Genomic DNA, 23285 nt, shown 5'->3' on the forward strand with positions numbered 1-23285 from the left:
TTTAACCGCCTTAATGTTAAAAAAGTCTATTAAAGAGCTGCTTTTGCTTGTTTTACGACAACGGCAAACGCTTCAGGGTCATTCATAGCCATGTCGGCAAGAATTTTACGATCTAACTCGATATTGGCTTTATTAAGTGCATTGATAAAACGAGAATAACTAATATCGTTTAAGCGGCATGCCGCATTAATTCTAGTAATCCAAAGTCTTCTAAAATCTCTTTTTTTCTGTTTTCTATCGCGAAACGCGTATACGAGACTTCTTTCTAATTGCTCTTTCGCTTTTCTAAAGTGTTTTCTTCTTGCACTGTAGAAACCTCTCGCCATTTTTAAAATTTTCTTATGACGTCTTCTTCGGACAATACCTGTTTTTACTCTTGCCATTGTGTCTCCTTGACCAATATATTAATGTCGGTGTCTTGTATCAATACAAGAACTTGCCCTCGTTTGAGGGGTACGCTGCATATAAACGATGAATGACTTTTTGTCAAAAACTTTAGCTGTAAATTATGCTTGGCAAAGCATTAATTTAACGGATTTTTCGTCGCGAGCATCTACGGTTTTAGCCACTTTCAACCCACGCATTCTCTTCGTTGGTTTTTTCGTAAGAATATGACTTCTAAAAGCTGCGCCTCTTTTAATCTTATTTTTACTTGCTCTAAAACGTTTTGCGGCACCGCGTACCGTTTTCATTTTCGGCATGCTATCTCCTTAATATTGACTCTAAAAACGAGGAAAACCCCTCTATTTTCTAGAAACCGGCTATTTTAGCAAAAAATTTCTTAGAGGGGATTAAAATGGAAGAGAAAACGCTATTTCTTAGGAGCTTTCGGTGTTACCAACATATTAATATATCGACCTTCAAGCTTCGGTGTTTTTTCACGCTCGGCAATATCTTCAAGCAACGGCCAAAGGGTTTCTAAAACGTGCTCGCCGATTTCTGGATTGGACATTTCACGACCTTTAAGAAAAACTCTAAAACGTACGTGTTTACCTTCTTCAAGAAACTCCCTTGCATGTTTCACTTTATAGCTAATATCATTAGGAGCAATCTTGACCGAAAGCTTAATCTCTTTGATCTCAATGATCTTTTGATTCTTACGTGCTTCTTTAAGTTTTTTCTCTTGCTGGTATTTGAACTTACCGTAATTCATAATCTTGCAGACCGGCGGTTTCGCATCCGGTGCAATTAGAACCAGATCGAGTCCCAGTTCATCGGCTTTTGCAAGAGCCTCTTTACGAGAGATGATACCGTATTGCATACCATCGTCTCCAATACATCTAACCTCTGCTGCTCTTATCTCCTCGTTTAGTATAACCTCTTTGTCTTTACTCAAAAGTGTACCTCACTCAGTTTCTCCTTTAGGGTTTTAATCAATTCAACTTTGCTCATATTATACTGTGTTCTTTCTCTTCTGTCACGTACGGCTACACTTTGCGCTTCTACCTCCGCATCTCCGAGAACGAGAATCATCGGAACGCGCATTGTTTCCGCATTGCGAATACGTTTATTAAGGCTTTCGTTTTTTGATGAAATTTCCACATCGATTCCTTCATCGATCAACTCATTTGCCAAAGCTTTTGCGTAAGCGACATGTTGATCGGAAATCGGTACGATTACCACTTGTGTCGGTGCAACAAAAAACGGTAATTCACCGGACGTATGCTCAATTAAAATACCGATAAAGCGTTCAAACGAACCTAAAATCGCTCGGTGTAACATCACGGGGCGTGCATGTTCGTTGTTTGCATCGACATATGAAATATCAAAGCGCTCCGGCAAGTTAAAGTCAACTTGAATCGTTCCGCACTGCCATTTACGCTTTAGGGCATCGGTGATTTTAATATCGATTTTAGGGCCGTAGAATGCTCCGCCGCCTTCATCAATACCGTATTTGATACCGTTTTCATCCAATGCATTTTTTAAACCTTGCGTTGCCGCTTCCCAATATCGCTCATCGCCGATTGATTTTTCGGGACGTGTCGAAATTTCCATTTCGTAATGAAACCCAAACGTTTTCATAATAGAATCGACAAAACTCAAAATTTCTAAAACGTTTTCTTTAATTTGATCCGGTGTACAGAAAATATGCGCATCATCTTGCGTAAATTCACGCACGCGAAATAGTCCGTGTAATACACCGCTTTTTTCATGGCGGTGCACGACGCCGTATTCAAAAAATTTCAGCGGTAAGTCACGATAACTTCGAACTTCACTTTGAAAAACTTTAATATGACCTAAACAGTTCATCGGCTTAATACCGTATTCTGCTTCGTCAATCACGGTAAAATACATATTTTCGCCGTAATTTTGATAGTGACCGCTTATTTTCCATGCATCCGATTTCAAAATTTCAGGACCGCGTACGGGCTGGTAACCGCGTTTTCGGTGTGCCGTAAATAACAATTTTTCGAGTTTTGAGCGAAGGCGTCCGCCATTTGGCAACCAAATCGGAAGTCCTGCGCCTACTTCATCATCAAATGTAAAGAGCTTGAGTTCATTACCGATTTTTCGATGATCCCTCTTCTTCGCCTCTTCGATCATGGTGACATAATCTTTAAGACTCTCTTTATCTGCAAACGCTATTCCGTAGATGCGCGTCAGCATCTCACGTTTTTCGTCGCCACCCAAATAGGCACCCGCGACTTTAATCAATTTAAAAAATCTGAGATATTTCGTATTAGGGACGTGAGGCCCGCGACATAAATCTTCAAAATCGCCTTGTTTATAAATAGAAACTTCGCCCTCAGGGATACGAAGCAACACTTCTTGCTTTAAGTCGTCATGGCTAAAATGCTTGAGTGCTTCCGCTTTGGTTGTATAAATCTTCTCTATCGGAAGTTTGGCATTGGAAAGTTCCGCCATTTTTTTCTCGATCTCTTTTAAATCGGCATCGCCGATCTTTTCATTGACGCGAAAATCGTAATAAAAGCCGTCTTCAATCACGGGTCCAACAAAAAATTGGGCATCTTTATAGAGTGCTTTAATCGCTTGTGCCATTAAATGCGCACAGGAGTGACGGATCACTTCGATCGCCTCTTTAGAGTTGTCAAATACGATTTTGTTTTCGTAGATTTTAGAAGAAGTAACAGCGGTTTGCGTGTCGATGATGAGAGCACCTTCTTTGTAGGCTATAACATCATGCATCATAGTAGATCCTTTACTTGTATGAACTCCCAAACCAACGGGAGAACAAAAAATGGTGGCCACGAAAGGATTCGAACCTTCGACCACTACCATGTCAAGGTAGTGCTCTACCAACTGAGCTACGCGACCGACTCATTTAAGAGCTGAGATTATACCAAAAAAAATTAAAAATGCAACTCTTTTTTGAAAAAATCTTTCGAAACCTTATTATTTCGTAGGATTAGGACGTTTCCACGTACGATACAAGATGCAAAGTACGCCCACGTCTATCATCACGTCGGCAAAATTGAAAACGGCAAAATTAAATCCGTAGTGCCAAAAAAAATAATCCACGACGCCGCCGTGAATAAAACGATCGTAAATATTACTCAACGCCGCACCTGCGATCATACCGATCGCCGACGCATGCCCAAGGAGAACGTCACGGTGCATGGCTAGATAGATTCCCAATGCCGCGATTAATACTATTTGAAGGTATTTTAAATACTCTTCCAAAAAAGCGAACATCGAAAAAGCGACTCCCTTGTTAAACGTTAGGATAAGTGAAAAAAAATCGCCTTCCCAGCGAAACCCTTCCAAAAAGAGAAGCTTAATTGCCTGATCAACTCCAAAAACAAGGAGTCCAGCAGCACATAAAAAGATCCACGCTTTATTCATTTAATGCACTTTTGAAAAATGCGACGGCTTTTTCCATGGATGCTTCCAAGACCTGTTCGTCTTTACCTTCCAAAAGAATGCGTAAAAGATTTTCCGTTCCGGAATAACGAATCAATACCCGAAGTTGCTTACTTTGGAATTCTTGAATCAAGGCATCGTAGCCTTGGAGTTCTAAAAGCGGTATTTTGTTGTCGACTTTAAGATTGTGTTGCAACTGGGGATAGAGAATAAAAGGGTTGAAAAGTCGGCTGACTTTTTGTTTTTCCGTTAAAACACAGTGCATCACGGCAAGCGATGCGACGAGTGCATCGCCCGTTTTAGCAAAATCGGAAACAATAATATGCCCGCTTTGCTCACCGCCGAAGTTAATATTTTGTCGATAGAGACATTCTAAAACGTTTTTATCTCCCACATCGCAGCGATACGTTTTGATGTTCGATTTGGCCAAATAATCTTCTAACGCCTGATTACTCATAACGGTAACGCAAACACCGTTATTCGTCAGCCTGTTTTGGCTTTGTAAAAACGTTGCCAGTTTGCCGAGTAGCATATCGCCGTGGATCGGATTGCCGTTTTCGTCTACGACGACCAAACGATCCGCATCGCCGTCAAACGCAAACCCGATGTCGGCACGAAGTCTGCGTACTTCCTCGCCGAGTTCTTCAGGATGCAACGCACCGCAATTGAGATTGATGTTGCTCCCGTTTGGGTCGTCGTTAATCATAATCACGTCAGCCCCCAGTTCGCTAAAAACGGTCGGAGCGACTTTGTAAGCGGCTCCGTTAGCAGGATCTAAGACGATACGAAATCCTTTGAGCGTCAAGTGTTTTGGAAAAGAGTTTTTGATCTGGACGATGTAGCGTCCGATCACGTCATCGATCCGTTTGGATCTACCGATTTCAAATTCCGTTTTTTGGTTCTTTTCAATCAATTCGTCGTCAAAATAGATTTTTTCGATTTCCGCTTCTTCGGCCTCGCCGAGTTTATTGCCGAGACTATCGAAAAATTTAATTCCGTTATCGGAAAACGGATTATGCGACGCACTAATCATGATACCCGCGTCACACCGCATATCTTCCGTTAAAAACGCGATCGCGGGCGTTGGCATCGGCCCGATTTGTCTTACGTCGTATCCCACTGCGGTCAGTCCGGACACAATCGCATTTTCGATCATATATCCGCTACGTCTGGTATCTTTACCGACCAAGATTTTATTGGTAATCGAATTTTTACGAAAATAGATACCCGCCGCCATCGCTAAACGCATTGCTAAAAAAGCACTCAGTTTTTTTCCCGCTTTTCCCCGAACGCCGTCGGTTCCGAATAATTTCATAATGGATTCACCTTATACGATAAACTCTTAGGCGAATTGTAACAAAACTTTTTTAATCTTGACATGTAAACGGTATAATAACCCTATTACATTGGGAGAATAGGACACCACATGAACTTGGACAAAGTAATTTCCGGATTTTTTTTCATTCTGGCGATGACGCTCAATTTCGGATTTTTCTACGGCGATTTGTCGGATTTAGAACTGCATAGCAAATACGAACTCTTTGCGGCATTGGTCGTGAACATCATTGCGACAACGCTCAAAATCGGTGATAAAACGCAATTGGGTTCGGTAATGCTCGCTACGAGTCTGGTCGCGGATATTCAGCTGATTGCCTCGGCAACCGTTTGGACCGTTGCGGCGTATGCGTATACGATCGATCGAGAAATCACTTCGATTATCGTCAGCTTAAGCGGCGGAGCTTTACTGGCCAACGTAACCAGTGTTTTACTCTATATCGGCGATACGCTTAAATCCAAACGTTAAAGGGCTCTTTTTGAGAACCAGCTCCTTATGGCTTATTTTACAGCGTATGCGCACCCCTTTCCTTATTATTATTTTAACGTATACGATTTCTATTATCGGGTTACTACTGATTGAGGGCGTCGACGCAGAGGGAAGAGCTTATCGGCTCTCTATCTTTGACGCATTTTATTTTATTAGCTATACCGCAACAACGATCGGATTTGGGGAAACGCCTTTCACGTTTACCTACCCTCAACGCATTTGGGTCTCGATGTCTATTTTTTTTACCGTCACGGGTTGGTTCTACAGTCTTGGATCCTTAGTCGCCCTCCTTCAAGACAAACTCTTTTTAGAAGAGTTCGCGCGCGCAAAATTTAGACGTAATATTGCCTATTTAAAAGAGAAATATATCATTATTCTCGGCTACAACTCTATTACCAGCGAAATTATTAAAAAAGCTAACGAATACGGATTGCGCTCCGTAGTAATTGAAAAAGACGAAAGTAAACGCAACCATCTTCTGTTGGAAAACTTCACGCCGCCCGTTTATTGTCTTAATGCGGACGTTCATAATCCCGAGGCACTGGAAACGGCAGGAATTAAATCCATTTATTGCCGTGCTATCGTGAGCCTCTTTGAAAACGATGCACTCAATCTTCGCATCGCGTTAACGTCTAAAATTCTCAATCCCAATATCACGATGGCGATTAAAGCGACTACGAAAAACCAAGCCGAAAATCTTCAAGATTTAGGCGTCCAAATTATTGAAAATCCGTTTGAAATTATCGCAACGCATATTCATTTAGCGATTAATGCCCCACACTCTTTACGTCTGATTCGATGGCTATACGGTTTGGGGCATTTATACGATCCTCTTTTACGCCTACCGCGAGGAAAATACCTTGTATGCGGATACGGTCGTATGGGAAAAAGTATTTACGAAGTGCTTAAAGAGAACCATTTTGAAACCGTTTTTGCCGAAATCGATTCGCAAAAAAAAGAGCCAACACCAAGCGAAGCACATCCGAAAATTGTTATCGGCGACGGCGACGATAAAGAGATGTTAAAAGCATTGGGCATCCAAGAGTGTGCCGCGATCATCGCCGGAACCAACGACGATACGACCAACCTTTCTATTTTAGCGACGGCCAAAAAACTAAACCCATCGATTATTACCATTGCGCGTGAAAACGAATTGGAAGATTTTTCGATTTTTCAAAACTCCGGCATCGATTCGGTTTTTATACCCGCAAAAATTTTAATCAATAAAACGGTACATGCCATCCTCAATCCGGCACTCGATCAGTTTATCAAACACATTTATGCGTTAGACGAGACAGACATCATCGCTTTGACCAAAACGCTCTTAAACATCTCGATGCATCCGTCGATTTTCGCACTGAAAATCGACGCAACGCAAGCCCCGATGCTTTTAAAACATACGAACAATACGCTTCCGCTCTCTTTACTCAAAACGTCTCTTAAAAATAGACGCATCGATAACAATCTGATCGTGCTCATGCGTTTACGGAACAAAGAAGTATCGCTTTTCCCTTCCTGGAACGAAACGATCGCCATCAATGATCTTTTTTTATTTGCCGGCGACGAAAATGCTCAAGATCACCTCGAGTCGATTGCACAAAATTATTATGAGTTTTATTATGCTCTTGAGGGTAAAGAAAAAAGTATTTTCGGCAGATTACGCACGCCTTAGCCTTCAAAGCTCTTTGAAGGGATGATTTTAGAACAAATTTATTTTAAAATGCCCTTAAAATAAGTTGCGTTTAATATTAGTTTTTATATAATCTACGCCTAAATTTAAAACGAAAGGCTTATCTATGGCAAATCACAAGTCAGCAGAAAAGCGTATTAGACAAACCAAAAAACGCACCGAAAGAAATAGATTTTATAAAACTAGAATCAAAAATCTAACACGTGCCGTAAAAGAAGCTGTTGAGGCGGGTGATCAAGCAGCTGCCGCCGTTGCGTTGAAAAATGTAAACAAAAGCTTTCACTCTTATGCCGGCAAAGGTATTTTGACGAAAAATACGGCTGCTCGTCGCGTAAGCCGTCTTGCTCAACTTGTTAATACGCTAGGTAGTGTTGCTGCATAACCTGCGGCAACTCCCTCTTTATTTTTAGTTTCCCTTCATGTTAAACGAAAAACTTGTCCCCTTCGTCGAGCGCTATAATGAGCTTTCCGCTCTTCTTAGCGATCCTAATATCGCTAACGATATTAAAAAAATGACGGCTCTTTCCAAAGAGCAATCTTCTCTTGAAGAGATTAAAGACAAGTCGCTTGCCTATCTTACGACCTTAACCCAAATCGAAGAAAATAAACTCCTTTTGGACGACGAAGAACTCGGAGAGTTGGCAAAAGAAGAACTTAAAAGTTTAGAACTTCTTAAAGAAACGTTGGAAGAGGAAATTAAACTTCTTTTACTTCCCAAAGACCCTAACGACGAACGTAATATTTTCCTTGAAATTCGTGCAGGAACCGGCGGAGACGAAGCTGCCATTTTTTCGGCGGATTTATTTAAAGCTTATTTACGTTATGCCGAAAACCGCGGGTGGAAAGTTGAAATCGTCTCGTTAAGCGAAGGGGTTTTAAACGGTTATAAAGAAGTAATCGCGTTGATTAAAGGGCAGGGTGCTTTTTCACGACTTAAATACGAAGGCGGCGTTCATCGTGTTCAACGTGTACCTTTAACCGAATCGCAAGGGAGAGTTCATACGTCTGCCGTGACGGTGGCCGTGATGCCCGAAGTCGACGACGTCGAAATCGATATTCAAGAAAAAGACCTTAAAATCGATGTTATGCGTTCTTCCGGAAACGGCGGACAATCGGTCAACACGACCGACAGTGCCGTACGCATTACGCATTTACCGACCGGGATAGTCGTCGTGAATCAAGACGGTAAATCTCAGCATAAGAACAAAGACGCCGCTATGAAAATCTTAAAAGCAAAGCTTTACGATATGGAGATGCAAGAGCGCAACGCCAAAGAGAGTGAAGCACGCAAACAACAAGTAGGCTCCGGTGACAGAAGCGCAAGAATTCGCACGTACAATTATCCTCAAAACCGCATTACCGATCACAGAGTAGGGCTCACGCTTTACCGTTTAGATGCCGTGATGGAAGGCGGACTTTTTGATGAGATTATCGAGCCTATTATCGCGCATTACCAAGCCGAACTGATGAAAGAAGCCAACCTTTAATACCGCTTATTGATCGTAAATACTTAAATTGTTTTGCTCGATCATCTCTCGAATCATTTTAATGTACTCCTCTTTCAGTTCGGAATAATTAACCATCGTTTTTGCCGATTCCATACCGTTGAACGTTCGACCTTCGAGAAAAGCTTGATAACGCCTTTCACGAAATAACGAATATGCATCGTTGGTATTGAGGTTGAGCATATACGAAGTAACCGATTTTTGTAAAGAGCTAAAAACGCGAATCATATGTGTTTTACCCGGTAATCGGTTCTGAGGCATTAAACCGATGCCAGAATACGTCCAGTGACCAAAAAGGTTATTGGCTTCCCGCGCGAACCGACTCTTTCCCCAACCGCTCTCCAATGCTGCTTGTGCAAGTGCCATCGAAACGGGAACCGTATTGATTCGTTTGTAATATTCGTCGCGATCGAAGAGGTTTTCGATCCCGTATTTATTGCGTAATGCGATCAGGTAACCGACATTTTTCTGATTTAGCCCCCGAAAAGCTCCCGGCATCGCCTTCGCAAAAAAGTCGGTAATAAACTCACGGTCTTTTTTAATTTCATCATTACTTTTATCGACTAACGCTTTCATATGAAGAAAAAAAGCCTCTTTTTGTTTGGTATTGTCGTCAATTTGATAGTAGTCGTTCGGAAGTCCTCCGGCATAAAGCGTACCGGAGATACTTAAGAAAAAAGCGATAAAAGAGAAGAAAAAAATCTTCACGAATTTAGAGTTCCAGCGTCGTTTCAAAGACCTTTTGTACGAGACCTTTGAAAAAAAGTTTGTTGCCTTCGATGCGCAATTGCAACTCCTCTTGACTCGTCGGATAGACTTTGGCGCAATCCTCTAGAAACTTTTCGCGATACGCACTGTAAAAACACGCCGCCATACCCGTTCCACACGCCAATGTTTCATCCTCGACACCGCGCTCGTACGTTCTTACATGTAAGGCTTTTTCACGAATCATGGCGTAATTGACGTTGGCGTTGTATTTAAATCTCATTTGGCGTGCAATCGTTTTGTCAAAACAACCGATATCCTCCACAAACGTTACCAAATGCGGTACGCCCGTATCGCAAAAATACCATACCAAACCGTTTTCTTCAAACGAATCTCTCAATTTTTTCGGCTCGGTTAATTCCGTCTCTACGACGTCGCCCTCCACACAAGAATGAATCACGCCGGCACCTGTCATAAAACGCATTTGTGCGTCGCAGAGCCCGTTGGTATAAGCATAATGCGCGCATGCGCGCGTTCCGTTGCCGCACATAGACGCAACCGAGCCATCGTTGTTGTAAAATTGCCATTTAAAGTCATGTTCGTTATCGGGCAACAAGACGATCAATCCGTCTGCACCGATTCCGCTTTGTCGATTGCATACTTTTTTGGCAAAATCGCTTCGATCTTTTTCGATAAACGTATGTAAAATAACAAAATCGTTTCCGCTAGCGTTATATTTTGCAATCTGCATATTTTCCTCTTACAAATTTGATAAATTTTTCAATTTCGCTCTCTAAAAATTTCATATCGAACGAGTTGTTAATCAGAAAATCGGCCATAACCCTCTTTTCTTCAATACTAATTTGTGCATCGATACGTTTTTGAGCCTCTTCTTTCGTAAAATCTTCACGTATCATAAGCCGTTTTCGCTGAACTTCGACCGGTGCATAAACGACGACGACGACCTTACACTGATACCCTTCGCTTTCAAAATAGAGCGGAATATCGATAATATAAGGTCTTTTCCGCTCCTCGAGCACTTCGCTACGTTTGAAGATTTCGGCGCGAATCAACGGATGCAAAAAGGCATTCAGTTTTTCACGTTCCGCTTTATCGTTAAAAATCAGAGCACCCAACGCTTTACGGTCGATCGTACCCTCTTTGATCACGCGATCGCCGAAAATCGCTTCCACTTCTTTGACATGTAGAGGCAAAATTTCTTTGGCGATTTTATCGGCGTCAATAACCTCAAATCCTTGTGCATGAAGCAAAGAAGAAACCGTACTTTTACCCGTTGCAATGCCGCCGGTTAGGACGATCGCGTGTTCGTATGCCATGAATTCTTTCAGACCTTCAATTAGATTTTATAACGATTTTAACATACTTTTGTTAAAATCTTTTAAACAACCTCCTAAAGGCTTATTCATGAGTACAGTCAGCTACAAAGACGCCGGTGTCGACATCGATGCGGGAAACCAGTTTGTAGAAAATATCAAACCTATCGTAAAATCAACGTTTGACCGCAACGTTATCGGCGGAATCGGCTCTTTTGCCGGCGCGTACGAACTCCCTTCAGGCTATCGACAACCCGTCATTCTAGGGGCAACCGACGGTGTGGGTACTAAGCTTAAATTGGCTATCGATTCGGGTATTTACGATACGGTCGGTATCGATCTCGTCGCAATGTGTGCCAACGACCTTATTTGCAACTTCGGAACACCGCTTTTCTTTTTGGATTATTACGCGATGAGTAAACTCGAGATCGACGCATCGGTTAGCATTGTCAAAGGTATTGCGGAAGGTTGTCTCCAAGCCGAATGCTCTCTCATCGGCGGTGAAACGGCGGAAATGCCCGGAATGTACCACGGTAAAGATTTCGATCTTGCCGGATTTGCGGTCGGAATTGCCGAAAAAGACGAGATGAATCGTTTGCCGCATGTGAAAGCTGGCGATATTTTAATTGCACTTCCCAGCTCGGGTGTGCATTCCAACGGTTTTTCCTTGGTAAGAAAGCTCTTTTTTGATAAACTCGGTTATACGTTTGAAACGGAATTTAACGGTAAAACGTTGATTGAAACGCTTTTAACGCCGACACGTCTCTACGTCAAACTTTTTAAAGCACTCAAATCGCACATTAACGCTTTAGCACATATCACCGGCGGCGGTATCGTCGAAAACCTTCCGCGCGTTCTTCCCGAAGGCTTGCAAGCACATGTCTACATGTCAAAAATCAAAACATTGCCGATTTTTGATTTTATGAGCCGATACGTCGACGAAAGCGAAATGCACCGAACGTTCAATATGGGCGTGGGTATGATCTTAGTCGTGAGTCCCGAAAACGTCGATACGGTCTTATGTAACAGCGACGGCTATGTTATCGGCGAACTTAAAACCGGCACGCGATGTGCACTCATGCTTCCATGAGTAGCGTTTATATCGTTTCTAAACTCTTTACGTACCTGTTTTTACCGCCGGGTATTTTTGCTCTCCTTTTTGTCGGCGCAGCGTTTTTCGTCAAACGCTTTCGCCTTTTTTTCTTTGCCAACGGCATTATTCTATACTTTTTAAGCACGCCTTACGTTGCCGATTGGCTTTTAACGCCTTTGGAAGCACCTTACAATACCTCCTTCGAAAAAAGAGCCGTAGATGCGGTCATCGTACTGGGAGGAGGGCATACGCAAGGCGTTGCCAACCTACCGCTTAGCAGCGACGCGTATAAACGCATGATGTGGGGACTTATGGTTGCCAAGTCCAACAACCTTCCGCTCCTATTTAGCGGCGGCGGCAATCAAAAAGAGTATCTGGAAAGCGATGCTTTTTTGGATAGCCTTAAAGAGATCAAATCGTATCTCGACATCCAACCGCCGAGTTCCAAAAGCCTTGCTAGTAAAGAATTTTCTTTACATGTAGAAGATAAAAGCATCGATACCTACCAAAATGCACTCTTTAGTAAACAAGCTTTCCAAGCGGTAGGTATCTCCGAGCCGACCGTTTATCTGGTTACTTCGGCGTATCATATGAGGCGTGCCGTGATGCTTTACGAACATTTCGGTTTTCACGTGATTCCCGCGGCAACCAATTTTAAAATTAACCATCGAGCCCGAGATATGTGGGATTATTTTCCCAATGCGCACGCTTTTTATAAAAGCTTCATCGCACTCCATGAGTATGCCGGCTTGCTCAGCTTGAAAATAAGAGGCATTTAAGCGTTATTTACGTTTATCGTTCGTAATTTTATAAATAAAACTAAAGACTTCCGCCACTGCTTTATAAAGCATCGGCGGAATCTCTTTATTGATTTCTATCTTCGAAAGCAACTCGACCAAATCAGCGTCTTTTTTAATGAGAATATTGTGTTCTTTCGCAAGTTTGATAATATGCTCTGCCACATTTCCTTTACCGGAAGCGACGACTTTAGGAGCGTTATGTTTTTCGCGTTCGTACTTGAGTGCGACGGCTTTTTGAATTTTCGGCTTTGGATCGTTCATATTTTTAGGTTAATCCCGAATTCAATTTGCTCACCGCTAAAATAATCGTTTTTAACGGCTGAAACGTCTTTGTATTCCAACATTTTTATCATACCCGTTATCAACCCGACTTCATTCAAAGCTCGTTTGAGTTTTGGAAGTTGATCGCCGATTTTCTTTTTGAGCTCGCTTTTTTGTACGGCAACGTTCATATCTACGTATTTATCGTTCGATAGAACCAACATCATATTGATTTTACCGTAATATTCCAAATCCAGATCGATTTGGCAATGAAAGCTCTCTTGCGTACTTTGTTTCATCATCATAGAGCCGTTTTTCATCCCTTCCCAACTAAAAGGAATATACACGTGCGTCGAACTACTTACGTAAGAAAAGAGCTGATGGTATTCGATTTGCGTTAACAGGCGATTTGTAATTTCATATGCTTCTTTATTCTGAGGCGACGTCGCAAACGCTTCGTTGAGCTTCGTTAAGACCCCTTTTATATCACTCAAGAGTTCTACGTCGCTTGGATCGAGTTGGAGTTTTTGCGCCAATGTTTTACCGACGAAGAGTTCCGGCTTAATCAACGCGTGAATCGTCTGATCCAACGTACTGCTTTTGGCGTTAAACTCGGCTTGACGTACGGTCTGAGGATCGATCACTTCGATTTGCTGTTTAATACGATTGGCAAGCATTTTTAAAGCTTCTTCAACGCTTTGAGGCATTGCGGAAGAGGAGGGCAGAGGCATCGCCGTAACCGAGGAATTTTGTACCGAAGAAGCTGTGACCTCTTGATCGCTCATCGGCTCCTCTACCGTATGCTCTTGAAGTAATACACCTTCTTGCATTGCCGATACGGGAGTTTTCGGCATAGACATCGTATTTGCGGCATCCAGGAGTGAAGATTTGAGCGACTTGACGATTTCTTGGAGAAAGTTTCCTTTCAGAAGTAATTCATCGATCTGAGGCTCAAGATCGTTTAAACCGAGCTCGCTTAAATTTTCTTTGAGCTGTTCTAATAAAACTTTGACTTGCGTATTAAAATGTTCCTCAACTTTCATCGATGCAGGATAATTTTCAACCTTAGACGCAATTAAATCGGTTTGTTTGATCGCATATTCAAGCTTTTGTGCAATTTGATACGCTTCTTTAAACATAGAAGGCTCTGCTAAGACTTGCTTAACGCCTTGCCTAAAAAGATCGAGTAGGGTTTTTAGGTTGCTTTGCGCCTCTTTGGACGAGAGATCCTGTGACGCCGCCAATAAATCCAAAACGGCGGAAATTTCTTTCGTAATCGGCGATGTTTGCAGCAAAGGCGTATCTAAATGCGTTTGAATATGCGTACGAAGCGTCTCCAACGTATCCGATGCACCTTGCATCTTAAGCGTGTTTGCCAATTTCGATTCAAAGAAAATACCGGAATTTTGTATTTGCGTTTGGAGCATCTTCGTATCGATTTGATCGATATTTTTCGTAAACAATTGCAATAAGGCCATCGGTTGAGCTATCGTAGAATCGAGCTTAGTCGTTGTCGTTAAGGTTTTAATATCGTCGGCAAAATTACCCATATTTTTAAACAGTTGGCTCTTTTGCAAAACCTCATAAATCGCGCTTTTTGATTTCACCTCGCTGATTGCACTTCCTAGAAGTTGTGCTACAACCTCTTTTGCATCACTCGGCTTTTTTGCATACGCCGTTTTTTCGCTACTCAGTTCTAACGGTAATTGAGCACTTTTTTGTATAAGCGCATCGGCTTGCCGTGTGAGTGCCTCTTTAGTCTCAAGCGATGTTTTAGTATCGAGCGTTTGCAGTTGATTGGCAAGAAGCGAAGCCGTATTGACGTCCATAATACATCACCTTATAGGATAAATAATTCGTATTTTAACGGTGAACCGATTTGATTTTTTCCAACCACTCGTTTAAAGTCTTTTCAAACCCTATCGGCAAATTTCGATAAAAATGAAGCGGTTTTTCACTGTAACTTTGTTCGACCCAACCGCCAAAATCGTGTGGATACAAATACCCTTTAGGTGAAGGACTTTTAAGATGTTCCGGGACATCTAGCGCCTTTTCGTTTTTGACGTACGATAACGCATCGTTAATCGCTTGATAGGCACTGTTCGATTTAGGACTACACGCAAGGTAAATCAAGCATTGCGATAAAATAATACGCGCCTCGGGATAACCGATCTTACTTACGGCCGTTAGCGTACTGGCAGAGAGATTTAAAGCGTTAGGATTAGCGTTACCGATATCTTCGCTTGCAAGAATGATCAATCTTCGCGCAATAAAGTCGGGACTTTCCCCGCCGTCTATTAAACGTGCTAGATAATAAAGTGCCGCATCGACATCTGAACCTCTCACGCTTTTAATCATGGCGCTAATGAGATTATAATGCGTATTATCTGAACTCACGCCGTCTTTGAGTGCACTCGGTCGCAACGATTTGAGCGTTTCAAGGCTGACATGTAAATCGACTTTCAGTGCAAATTCTAAAAGGTTTAAAAGCGATCTGCTATCGCCGGCACTAGAACTTACGAGGTAATTCAACGCGTCTTCGTCAATCGTACATGTCACGACATTTCGTACGCGCTCGACGATAGCACGCAAATCCGATTCTTCTAACGGATAAAACTCAAATAACATCATCCGTGAGCGAATACCAGAGCTTAGGACGAAGTATGGATTTTCGGTTGATGCTCCGATAAGAATCATCTCGTGATTCTCCATCGGCAATAACAAAACCTCTTGCTGTGTTTTAGAAAGACGATGAATTTCATCGATAAAAATTAACGGTTTTTGCAAAGCGTTTTTATACTGTGAAAGAATTTTACGAATCTCTTCGACTTTAATACTGGTGGCGTCGAGCTCAAAAAAAGGCAAATCCAACTCATTCGCGACGATACGCGCTAAGGTCGTTTTCCCTACTCCTGCCGGACCGAAGAAGAGGGCATGGCTCATAGAGCCTGCTTTTAACAGTTTGAAAAAAGGGCTGTTTTTTGCACTTAAGTGTTTTTGTCCGGCTAACTCTTCAATGCGTTTCGGGCGAAAGAAGAGGGCAAAGTTATTGATCATCGCCCTTGGTATCCTGTTTCACGTATTCAAGATAATCGCGCAAAGCATTATATTCGCTTGCATTAAAAAAACGATGTTTTCCCGGCTTTAGCGTTCCTAAATCGACTTTGCCGTAGCTCACGCGTTTGAGATCTACGACATCCACGTCGAAATATCCGAAAAAGCGTCTCAGTTCTCTGTTTTTTCCTTCGTTAATCGTCACTTTAAGCGTCGAAAACGTCGGCGAATTTTTAATAATACGATACGCTAAAAACGGCGCAAACTCCATGGAATGAATCTCACTCTTGGCATGCCCGCCTTTTCGAGCATCGTCCAATTTCAATCCCTCTTGCATCGCTTTTTCCATCGCTAACGTAATCGCTCCGTTGATTTTAACGTAATAAACCCGCTCCAAATCGCCGTGCATTAACGCCGAAACCACGGTAGGAGAATCACACAGAAGCAAAAGTCCTTCACTGGCAAAATCAAGTCTTCCGACGCTTAAATAATGCCCGAATTTCGACGGAAGCGAATCGTAAACCGTCTTGCGTCCGCGATCGTCTTTTTTACTTACCAATTCACCTTTGGGTTTATGGTACACGATAACCGAATAACCATGCTTTTCAAAAAGCGCATTACCTTTAATTTCAATCCTGTTTTTAAAACTCACTTGCATCGAAAGATCGTCTACGACTTTACCGTCGACTTTCACTAAGCCGTCTTTGATCAATTGATCCGCTTCACGTCGTGAATAGTGCGTATTGTGGGAAATCATCTTATTAAGTCGCATTAATTCTATCATTTTATCCCCGCTTCTACCAATTGGTGAATGTGCAATACGCCCTCTAGCTTACCTTGTTTATCGGTAATCGCAAGTAATTGTATTTTATATTTTTCGATCAATGCTAGCGCATCGCTTGCAAGGATCGTCGCGTCGTCGATCGTTTTGGGTTGCTTCGTCGCATATTCGTACGCATACGCATCCATGCGAAAATCGTCTCGCATTAACGCACGTCGTAAATCACCGTCGCTTAAAACGGCTAACAACGTATGGTCGCAATCCGTAATCAGGACATTGCCTAGACGCCCTTCGCTCATAGCAATAATCGCCTCTTTCAATTTTGTTTTTTCAGAAATAACGGGTAACTCACTCGTGAGCATCAAATCTTTTACTTTGACAAACAAACGTTTGCCGAGACTTCCACCCGGATGGAACGACGCAAAATCCTCTTTTTTAAAATTTTTCTGCTTCATAAGGCAAACGGCTAACGCATCTCCTAGCGCTAACGTCAGCGTTGTCGAACATGTAGGAGCGGCATCGAGAGGGCATGCCTCTTTTTCGATGTGTAAAGGAATAAAAATATCGCTGTAACGTCCCAATGACGACTCTTTTGAGCGCGCCATACCGATCAGGGGAATTTCGAAACGTTTGATATGCGGCAAAATTTTAATCAATTCTTCACTCTCACCGCTATAACTGATGGCTAACACGGCATCTTCTTTACCGATCATACCCAAATCTCCGTGCATGGCTTCAGTCGGATGTAAAAAGAAACTGCTCGTTCCCGTACTCGCAAGTGTTGCGGCAATTTTTGCACCGATCAATCCACTTTTTCCAACCCCCGTTACGATCAGCTTTCCTTTAATCTTCGCTATCGCAGACGTTGCTTCATTGATCTCTGTCCCGATATGCGCGGCCGTGTTTAAAAGCTCTTTGGCTTCCAATTCTAATACTTCTTTGGCTATCGCTTGAAAATCTTGCATCGGCGATCCTACATCATGAAAATCGTCGGAACGATTGTCGGGTATTTTTTCATCTGGCGATAGATATGTTTACGAACGACTTGTCGTACTTCGTTTTCAAGGGCGCGCGCATTTTCCAGTAGCTCTTTTTTGGCATTGGCAATAAATTGATCGATCACACCTTCCATCTCTATCGAGAAAGCTTTATCGTCTTTATCCGGCACAAGTCCGTAACTGATAATTTTCGGCTTTGCAATCAGTTTGTGCTCGCTTTTATCGATTTGAATGACGAGCATCACGAGTCCGGCTTCCGCTAACTTTTGTCGATCGATAACGACATCATCGGCAATTTGCTCATTGACTTGGTTATCGATAAAGACCTTACCCGTTTTAATCGTTTTGATTTTTTTCATATATTTGCCGCACAATTCCACTTGATCGCCGTCACTCATCAAATAGATATTACGCTCCGGAATACCGCATTGCATTGCCGTTTCTTTGTGTTTGGTAATATGATTGTATTCGCCGTGAACCGGAAGGAAAAACTTCGGTTTGACCAAGCGGAGAATCAATTTTTGCTCTTCTTGCGCAGCATGTCCGCTCACGTGAATTTCGCTAAAATCTTGGTATGCTACGTTTGCACCGCTTTTTAATAAAAAGTTTAACACCTTAGAGACGCTGCCTTCGTTACCGGGAATCGCTTTAGCGGAGATAATAATTTGATCGGTCGGTTTAATCTTTACATGTCGATGTTCATCCGTCGCCATACGATACAAGGCACTCATCGTCTCGCCTTGGCTTCCCGTCGTAACGATTAAAACGTCTTTGTCGTTATGTTTATTTACCTCATGCGGATCGATAAAAATACTTTTATCCAACTGAATATACCCTAGATCAATCGCGGTAAAGAGGTTGCGTTCCATCGACCTTCCGATCACACAGACTTTGCGTCCGTATTTTAAACCGTAATCAATTGCTTGATAAACCCTATGGATATTCGATGAGAAGGTAGACATAATCACCCGTCCCTTGGACTTTGCAAAGATAGAATCAAACGTTTTCCCGACCGTACTTTCGCTACGCGTAATACCTTCTTTATAAGAGTTGGTACTATCGCTCATTAAACACAATACGCCTTTTTCACCGTATGCCGCAAAACGGTTCAAATCGGTTACATACCCGTCAATCGGAGTATGATCGATTTTAAAGTCTCCCGTATGAATAATCGTTCCGGCTTCTGTCGTAATTGCCAATGCGGAAGCGTCGATAATCGAGTGCGTAATATGGATCCATTCGATTTCGAATTCGCCGATTTTATAGAGTTTACGCTTTTCGACCGGACGAAAATACTTCTTATACGCTTTTAAACCGTGTTCGTCAAATTTGTTTGAAATCATTCCCAACGGCAACGGCGTTGCGTAAAGCGGAAACTGCATCTCTTTAAAAAGATACGATATGGCTCCGATATGATCTTCGTGCGCATGTGAAATAATAATTCCAGCTATTTTTTTCTTAATTTGCCTCAAATAACTGAAATCAGGGACCAAAATATCTACACCGTGCATATCTTCACTTGGAAAACTCATACCGACATCCAGCACGATTGCCGAAGTGTCAGTCTCAAAGACACAAATATTGCCACCGATTTCGCCGAGGCCTCCCAACGGAGTGATTTTGATCTTTCCTTTGGAGTTTTGCTCAACGACGGAGGCTTTATTCAAGCGTTCTTTGTGCATTTTTTGGTTTGCATCAATCGCTTTTTTTATATCGCGCTGCCACGGTTCGTTACCGTCGATCGAAGGCGTTTGCGTTTTCGCTTTATTGCGTCTACGGTTATTGGTTTTCGGTTTGTTTTCGCCGGCATTTGGCTGTGCAGTACCGTTGTCGGTTTGCTCGACTGCCGTTTGGTCTTCCCCAGAGTGCATTGGCGCCGCTTTCGGTTTCGAACGTCGTCGTCTGTTTTTATTGGGTTTTGGCGGCGTTGCCGCGTTGGATTGCTCGTTATTCGTGGATGGAATCTCGTTTTCTTGCATCATTCAACCTTAAATGTTTAAATAGTAGATGATGAGACGAGACGCTGAGTTCATGAGGTCGAATCGTTACGGGAATAGCATGAATTTGCATCACTTTTTCAACAAATTCTCTATTATATTCACTCGAAATATTTTTTAACCACGTCTTACGCGGACTTTGAAAAGAGCATCGCAAATACTTTTTAAATTTTTGCAGAGTCTTTTCGTCTTCAAATATTCCAAGAAATTTATCCTGTATAAATTCTTGTTTTTTGTCGATTCTCAGAATAGAAGATGTCACTTTCGGTTGCGGCTCAAACGATGTCGGAGCTACGTCAAAAAGCAGTGTTGCGGTTGCGATACTTTGCGCTAGAATAGCCAAAGAGCTAAACTCTTTCGTTTTCGGTACGGCCGCAAACTTCTCTGCGACTTCCTTTTGCACCATTACCGTCATTGATCGACAGTAAGGATCTTCTAGAGCTTTCAAAATAATCGTCGTCGCAATGTAATAGGGTAAATTCGCTACTAAATCATAAGGCTCGTTTTGCAGCGAACCGTTATTAAACTGATCAAGCACATCGGTATGCACCAATGTTAAGCTTCCCTCTTCTATCTCTTTTGAGAACTTCTCTCTCAAATAAACGCACAAGTCTTCATCGACCTCATATGCTACTAAGGGCTTTACCTTAAGTAGTTCTTGCGTCAAATCACCTAAGCCAGGTCCTATTTCAATAAGTTTAAATTCATTGTGGGGCATCGCTTGGATGATTTTGTATAGAATATTTCTATCTTTTAAAAAATTTTGGCCAAATTTTTTCTTTGCCTCTATCAATTTGACTCACTCTTTTTAAAATTTTATTGATTTTACTCAATTTTTACTTACAAAATTGTTAGGAGGCAAAAGAAGCAGGTTTTTCAGAAGTTTTTTTTAATACTTTTGCTATCATAAACACTCAACATTTCCCTTCTAAAGAGACTTTTATGGACTACTTTGCCAAACGTATTATCCCATGCCTTGACGTTAAAAACGGTCGTGTCGTTAAAGGCGTTAATTTTGTCGGCTTAAAAGATGCCGGCGATCCCGTTGAAATTGCCAAACGTTACAACGAAGAGGGTGCAGATGAAATTGCTTTTTTAGATATTACGGCAAGTCATGAAGGTCGAGGAACCATCGTCGAAATTGTCGAAAAAGTTGCACGTGAAGTTTTTATTCCGCTGACGGTTGGCGGAGGGATTCGTACTTTAGAAGATATTTACCGCCTTCTCAATGTAGGATGCGATAAAGTCAGCATCAATTCTCCAGCCATTGCAAACCCTCATTTCATCGACGAATCGTCCAAACGTTTCGGTTCTCAATGTATTGTCGTCGCTATCGACGTCAAACGCACGAACGATAGATGGAACGTTTTTATTAACGGCGGACGTATCGATACGGGCATTGATGCTATAAATTGGGCAAAAGAAGCAGCGGATAGAGGTGCCGGTGAAATTCTTTTAACATCTATGGATTGTGACGGTGCAAAAAACGGTTATGATCTTTCCATTACCTCACAAATCAGCTCTCTGCTTGATATTCCTGTCATCGCAAGCGGTGGAGCAGGGACGATGGAACATATTAAAGATGCTTTTACAAGCGGTGCCGATGCGGCGTTAGCCGCTTCTATTTTTCACTTTAAAGAAATCGAGATCATGTCACTCAAACACTACCTTAAACGTCAGGGAATAGCGGTTCGCTTATGATACTTTGTGCCGGCAACAATGAACATTTTGATTTTGCTCAACCCATTGGTGTCGGGCTTATACAAAGTGCTATACAGCTTACCCGATACATTCTAGAGCAAAAACCTTCTTTTGTATTTTTTGTAGGAACGGCTGGCAGTTATGGACGATATAAGCCGTTCGATCTTGTTTTGAGCTATAGTGCCGCCAATGTAGAACTTAGTTTGCTCCAAAATCAAAGTTATACGCCGATTCAAAATACCATTCATGCAAAACATCATTATAATGTTTCACGTGGAACAAATTACCCTTTTGAAACCGTCAATTCTAGCAATTATATTACAACGGATTTTCAGGTATCGCACTCTTTCAATGAGAAAAATATTGCTTTAGAAAATATGGAATTCTTCTCCGTTATACAAGTAGCCAATACCTTTGATCTTCCATGCCTTGGCTTGTTTGTCGTTACCAACTATTGCAATGAAAATGCCCATCGTGATTTTGTCTCCAATCAAGCGAAAGCCAAAGAGTTAATTACCTTACATGTAGAAAAAAATATGAAAATTTGAGGGCATATGGAACAAATAAATATACTGGATTTGTCAAAAGAAGAGTTGTCAAACGCGATAAAACCTGCTTTTCGAGCAAAACAAATTTATCAATGGCTGTATCAAAAATACGTTACGTCTTTTGAAGAAATGAAAAATCTACCGAAAGAACTTCAATTGGCGTTAAAAAAAACGTACTATCTTGATCCTTTACGCATCGTCAAAATCGAAGTCAGTAAAGATGGTAGTAAAAAGTACCTTTTTGAATTGAAAGACAAAAACACGGTTGAGTCGGTTCTTTTACCCATGAAGCAAGAACAAGTCGACGAAGAGGGCAAACGCGTGCATCATACACGCTATACCATCTGTATTTCGTCACAAGTGGGTTGTAAAATCGGCTGTACTTTTTGCCTTACCGGTAAAAGCGGATTCAAACGCAACCTCTCTGCCGGAGAGATAACATCACAAGTTTTAATGATTAAACGCGATAACGCTATTGCCGAAAACAGACGCGTTAACATCGTTTTTATGGGTATGGGCGAGCCGCTCGACAATTTAACTAACGTGAGTAAAGCCGTTCATATTTTCAGCGATATCGACGGTCTTTCTATTTCAACGCGACGTCAAACAATTTCAACGAGTGGACTTAGTTCACAAATCGAAAAATTAGGGCAACTTGACTTGGGCATTTTATTGGCAATTTCGCTTCATGCCGTCGACGATACTTTACGCCAAAAGCTAATGCCGATCAATAAAGCTTACAATATCGAATCTATCATGAATGCTGTACGTGCTTTTCCTATCGATGCACGCAAACGCGTGATGTTTGAATATCTTGTGATGAAGGGCATTAACGATGATCAAAGCAATGCCAAAAAACTGGTCAAGCTCTTACACGGCATTAAAGCAAAAGTTAACTTGATCTATTTTAATCCGCATCACGGAAGCGATTTTGATCGTCCGAGTGAAAAAGACATGTTAGCTTTTCAGCAATATCTCGTTGATCACGGGGTATTGTGTACGATTCGTCAATCCAAAGGCATCGATATCAGTGCGGCTTGCGGACAATTACAGGATAAGGAAAAACATGACATCGCTTGATATGGTACAATTAGGTTTTTTAATCATTGTCGTCATCGTAGGTGTAGGAGGAATGATTAACGTTCTATTTAGAAAAAAGTAAAGAGCTTCT

The 23285-nt window shown here is 41.9% G+C and carries 25 protein-coding genes and 1 tRNA gene; 9 read left to right on the plus strand and 17 right to left on the minus strand.

The features are described from left to right. Window positions 1-29: 29 nt before the first annotated feature. The 7 genes from rplT to glmM form a co-directional block, all read right to left on the minus strand. Complete coding sequence (rplT, locus tag NL930_RS12825; RefSeq protein ID WP_039671847.1) at window positions 30-383, minus strand: 50S ribosomal protein L20; 354 nt, start codon at window positions 381-383, stop codon at window positions 30-32. Between the two features lie 123 nt (window positions 384-506). Continuing rightward, complete coding sequence (rpmI, locus tag NL930_RS12830; protein ID WP_039671846.1) at window positions 507-701, minus strand: 50S ribosomal protein L35; 195 nt, start codon at window positions 699-701, stop codon at window positions 507-509. A 110-nt stretch (window positions 702-811) separates the two neighbouring features. Then, complete coding sequence (gene infC, locus NL930_RS12835; RefSeq protein ID WP_039671845.1) at window positions 812-1336, minus strand: translation initiation factor IF-3; 525 nt, start codon at window positions 1334-1336, stop codon at window positions 812-814. After that, on the minus strand, window positions 1333-3150 hold the full coding sequence (thrS, locus tag NL930_RS12840; RefSeq protein ID WP_254376921.1) for a threonine--tRNA ligase: 1818 nt from the start codon (window positions 3148-3150) through the stop codon (window positions 1333-1335). The genes infC and thrS overlap by 4 nt, the downstream gene beginning before the upstream one ends. A gap of 50 nt (window positions 3151-3200) precedes the next feature. After that, a tRNA-Val gene (locus tag NL930_RS12845) sits at window positions 3201-3276 on the minus strand. Window positions 3277-3354: 78 nt separating this feature from the next. Then, window positions 3355-3804, minus strand: a complete 450-nt coding sequence (gene lspA, locus NL930_RS12850) for a signal peptidase II (protein WP_041962747.1) — start codon at window positions 3802-3804, stop codon at window positions 3355-3357. After that, window positions 3797-5137 (minus strand): phosphoglucosamine mutase, encoded by a 1341-nt coding sequence (gene glmM / locus NL930_RS12855; RefSeq protein ID WP_041962748.1) that lies wholly within the window; start codon window positions 5135-5137, stop codon window positions 3797-3799. Before glmM ends, lspA begins: the two co-directional genes overlap by 8 nt. Window positions 5138-5248: 111 nt before the next feature. On the opposite strand from glmM, the gene NL930_RS12860 reads away from it, so the two are divergent. From NL930_RS12860 to prfA, 4 genes are all read left to right on the plus strand, one after another. Then, window positions 5249-5626, plus strand: coding sequence for a DUF6394 family protein (locus NL930_RS12860; RefSeq protein ID WP_041962749.1), 378 nt, complete (start codon window positions 5249-5251; stop codon window positions 5624-5626). Window positions 5627-5636: 10 nt separating this feature from the next. Continuing rightward, the gene (locus NL930_RS12865) at window positions 5637-7319 is read left to right on the plus strand and encodes a TrkA family potassium uptake protein (protein ID WP_254376922.1); all 1683 of its coding nucleotides are present in this window, start codon (window positions 5637-5639) and stop codon (window positions 7317-7319) included. Window positions 7320-7443: 124 nt separating this feature from the next. Beyond that, on the plus strand, window positions 7444-7719 hold the full coding sequence (gene rpsT / locus NL930_RS12870) for a 30S ribosomal protein S20 (RefSeq protein WP_039671840.1): 276 nt from the start codon (window positions 7444-7446) through the stop codon (window positions 7717-7719). Window positions 7720-7756: 37 nt separating this feature from the next. Next, entirely contained in the window at window positions 7757-8824 is a 1068-nt protein-coding gene (prfA, locus tag NL930_RS12875) for a peptide chain release factor 1 (protein ID WP_254376923.1), read from the plus strand. A 6-nt stretch (window positions 8825-8830) separates the two neighbouring features. On the opposite strand, the gene NL930_RS12880 is transcribed toward prfA, so the two are convergent. Genes NL930_RS12880 through coaE form a run of 3 tightly spaced genes read right to left on the minus strand, consistent with a single transcriptional unit; the run spans window position 8831 to window position 10884 of the window. Beyond that, on the minus strand, window positions 8831-9577 hold the full coding sequence (locus tag NL930_RS12880) for a glucosaminidase domain-containing protein (RefSeq protein ID WP_254376924.1): 747 nt from the start codon (window positions 9575-9577) through the stop codon (window positions 8831-8833). Continuing rightward, entirely contained in the window at window positions 9555-10298 is a 744-nt protein-coding gene (dapF, locus tag NL930_RS12885; RefSeq protein WP_039671837.1) for a diaminopimelate epimerase, read from the minus strand. The genes NL930_RS12880 and dapF overlap by 23 nt, the downstream gene beginning before the upstream one ends. Further along, entirely contained in the window at window positions 10279-10884 is a 606-nt protein-coding gene (gene coaE, locus NL930_RS12890) for a dephospho-CoA kinase (RefSeq protein ID WP_254376925.1), read from the minus strand. The genes dapF and coaE overlap by 20 nt, the downstream gene beginning before the upstream one ends. A gap of 88 nt (window positions 10885-10972) precedes the next feature. On the opposite strand from coaE, the gene purM reads away from it, so the two are divergent. After that, on the plus strand, window positions 10973-11971 hold the full coding sequence (purM, locus tag NL930_RS12895) for a phosphoribosylformylglycinamidine cyclo-ligase (protein ID WP_039671835.1): 999 nt from the start codon (window positions 10973-10975) through the stop codon (window positions 11969-11971). Beyond that, window positions 11968-12753 carry a YdcF family protein gene (locus tag NL930_RS12900; RefSeq protein WP_039671834.1) on the plus strand — a complete coding sequence of 262 codons (786 nt, stop codon included), beginning with the start codon at window positions 11968-11970 and terminating at the stop codon, window positions 12751-12753. Before purM ends, NL930_RS12900 begins: the two co-directional genes overlap by 4 nt. Before the next feature lie 3 nt (window positions 12754-12756). Here NL930_RS12900 and NL930_RS12905 read toward each other — a convergent pair whose 3' ends face one another. From NL930_RS12905 to rsmA, 7 genes are read right to left on the minus strand one after another with little or no spacing between them, the layout of a single operon-like run. Beyond that, window positions 12757-13035, minus strand: a complete 279-nt coding sequence (locus NL930_RS12905) for an EscU/YscU/HrcU family type III secretion system export apparatus switch protein (RefSeq protein WP_254376926.1) — start codon at window positions 13033-13035, stop codon at window positions 12757-12759. Then, entirely contained in the window at window positions 13032-14864 is a 1833-nt protein-coding gene (locus NL930_RS12910; protein ID WP_254376927.1) for a flagellar hook-length control protein FliK, read from the minus strand. Before NL930_RS12910 ends, NL930_RS12905 begins: the two co-directional genes overlap by 4 nt. A gap of 34 nt (window positions 14865-14898) precedes the next feature. Then, window positions 14899-16092, minus strand: a complete 1194-nt coding sequence (locus NL930_RS12915; protein WP_254376928.1) for a replication-associated recombination protein A — start codon at window positions 16090-16092, stop codon at window positions 14899-14901. Beyond that, complete coding sequence (locus NL930_RS12920) at window positions 16082-16861, minus strand: pseudouridine synthase (protein ID WP_254376981.1); 780 nt, start codon at window positions 16859-16861, stop codon at window positions 16082-16084. The genes NL930_RS12915 and NL930_RS12920 overlap by 11 nt, the downstream gene beginning before the upstream one ends. Window positions 16862-16869: 8 nt before the next feature. Continuing rightward, window positions 16870-17835: an SIS domain-containing protein gene (locus NL930_RS12925; protein WP_254376929.1), complete on the minus strand. Its 966-nt coding sequence runs from the start codon at window positions 17833-17835 to the stop codon at window positions 16870-16872. Between the two features lie 8 nt (window positions 17836-17843). Next, on the minus strand, window positions 17844-19847 hold the full coding sequence (locus NL930_RS12930) for a ribonuclease J (protein ID WP_373027910.1): 2004 nt from the start codon (window positions 19845-19847) through the stop codon (window positions 17844-17846). Next, a complete protein-coding gene (gene rsmA, locus NL930_RS12935) occupies window positions 19816-20658 on the minus strand; it encodes a 16S rRNA (adenine(1518)-N(6)/adenine(1519)-N(6))-dimethyltransferase RsmA (RefSeq protein WP_254376931.1) in 843 nt (280 codons plus the stop codon). Before rsmA ends, NL930_RS12930 begins: the two co-directional genes overlap by 32 nt. 149 nt (window positions 20659-20807) lie before the next feature. On the opposite strand from rsmA, the gene hisF reads away from it, so the two are divergent. The 3 genes from hisF to rlmN are packed head-to-tail and all read left to right on the plus strand — an operon-like array spanning window position 20808 to window position 23194. Then, window positions 20808-21566, plus strand: a complete 759-nt coding sequence (hisF, locus tag NL930_RS12940; protein ID WP_254376932.1) for an imidazole glycerol phosphate synthase subunit HisF — start codon at window positions 20808-20810, stop codon at window positions 21564-21566. After that, entirely contained in the window at window positions 21563-22114 is a 552-nt protein-coding gene (locus NL930_RS12945) for a purine-nucleoside phosphorylase (protein WP_254376933.1), read from the plus strand. Before hisF ends, NL930_RS12945 begins: the two co-directional genes overlap by 4 nt. Before the next feature lie 6 nt (window positions 22115-22120). Beyond that, window positions 22121-23194 (plus strand): 23S rRNA (adenine(2503)-C(2))-methyltransferase RlmN, encoded by a 1074-nt coding sequence (rlmN, locus tag NL930_RS12950; RefSeq protein WP_039671825.1) that lies wholly within the window; start codon window positions 22121-22123, stop codon window positions 23192-23194. Window positions 23195-23285 lie beyond the last annotated feature (91 nt).

Source organism: Sulfurospirillum sp. hDNRA2, from assembly GCF_024206095.2.
Lineage (GTDB): Bacteria > Campylobacterota > Campylobacteria > Campylobacterales > Sulfurospirillaceae > Sulfurospirillum.

What these genes read in the sequence shown, in the direction of transcription:
- glmM (WP_041962748.1), bottom strand. Translation starts at nt 5,137, where the DNA reads ATGAAATTATTCGGAACCGACGGCGTTCGGGGAAAAGCGGGAAAAAAA.
- coaE (WP_254376925.1), bottom strand. Translation starts at nt 10,884, where the DNA reads ATGGCATACGAACACGCGATCGTCCTAACCGGCGGCATTGCAACGGGT.
- hisF (WP_254376932.1), top strand. Translation starts at nt 20,808, where the DNA reads ATGGACTACTTTGCCAAACGTATTATCCCATGCCTTGACGTTAAAAAC.
- rplT (WP_039671847.1), bottom strand. Translation starts at nt 383, where the DNA reads ATGGCAAGAGTAAAAACAGGTATTGTCCGAAGAAGACGTCATAAGAAA.
- NL930_RS12925 (WP_254376929.1), bottom strand. Translation starts at nt 17,835, where the DNA reads ATGCAAGATTTTCAAGCGATAGCCAAAGAAGTATTAGAATTGGAAGCC.
- purM (WP_039671835.1), top strand. Translation starts at nt 10,973, where the DNA reads ATGAGTACAGTCAGCTACAAAGACGCCGGTGTCGACATCGATGCGGGA.
- dapF (WP_039671837.1), bottom strand. Translation starts at nt 10,298, where the DNA reads ATGCAGATTGCAAAATATAACGCTAGCGGAAACGATTTTGTTATTTTA.
- thrS (WP_254376921.1), bottom strand. Translation starts at nt 3,150, where the DNA reads ATGATGCATGATGTTATAGCCTACAAAGAAGGTGCTCTCATCATCGAC.
- NL930_RS12860 (WP_041962749.1), top strand. Translation starts at nt 5,249, where the DNA reads ATGAACTTGGACAAAGTAATTTCCGGATTTTTTTTCATTCTGGCGATG.
- rpsT (WP_039671840.1), top strand. Translation starts at nt 7,444, where the DNA reads ATGGCAAATCACAAGTCAGCAGAAAAGCGTATTAGACAAACCAAAAAA.
- NL930_RS12930 (WP_373027910.1), bottom strand. Translation starts at nt 19,847, where the DNA reads ATGCAAGAAAACGAGATTCCATCCACGAATAACGAGCAATCCAACGCG.
- prfA (WP_254376923.1), top strand. Translation starts at nt 7,757, where the DNA reads ATGTTAAACGAAAAACTTGTCCCCTTCGTCGAGCGCTATAATGAGCTT.
- rpmI (WP_039671846.1), bottom strand. Translation starts at nt 701, where the DNA reads ATGCCGAAAATGAAAACGGTACGCGGTGCCGCAAAACGTTTTAGAGCA.
- NL930_RS12905 (WP_254376926.1), bottom strand. Translation starts at nt 13,035, where the DNA reads ATGAACGATCCAAAGCCGAAAATTCAAAAAGCCGTCGCACTCAAGTAC.
- rlmN (WP_039671825.1), top strand. Translation starts at nt 22,121, where the DNA reads ATGGAACAAATAAATATACTGGATTTGTCAAAAGAAGAGTTGTCAAAC.
- lspA (WP_041962747.1), bottom strand. Translation starts at nt 3,804, where the DNA reads ATGAATAAAGCGTGGATCTTTTTATGTGCTGCTGGACTCCTTGTTTTT.
- NL930_RS12920 (WP_254376981.1), bottom strand. Translation starts at nt 16,861, where the DNA reads ATGCGACTTAATAAGATGATTTCCCACAATACGCACTATTCACGACGT.
- NL930_RS12900 (WP_039671834.1), top strand. Translation starts at nt 11,968, where the DNA reads ATGAGTAGCGTTTATATCGTTTCTAAACTCTTTACGTACCTGTTTTTA.
- NL930_RS12910 (WP_254376927.1), bottom strand. Translation starts at nt 14,864, where the DNA reads ATGGACGTCAATACGGCTTCGCTTCTTGCCAATCAACTGCAAACGCTC.
- NL930_RS12945 (WP_254376933.1), top strand. Translation starts at nt 21,563, where the DNA reads ATGATACTTTGTGCCGGCAACAATGAACATTTTGATTTTGCTCAACCC.
- NL930_RS12915 (WP_254376928.1), bottom strand. Translation starts at nt 16,092, where the DNA reads ATGATCAATAACTTTGCCCTCTTCTTTCGCCCGAAACGCATTGAAGAG.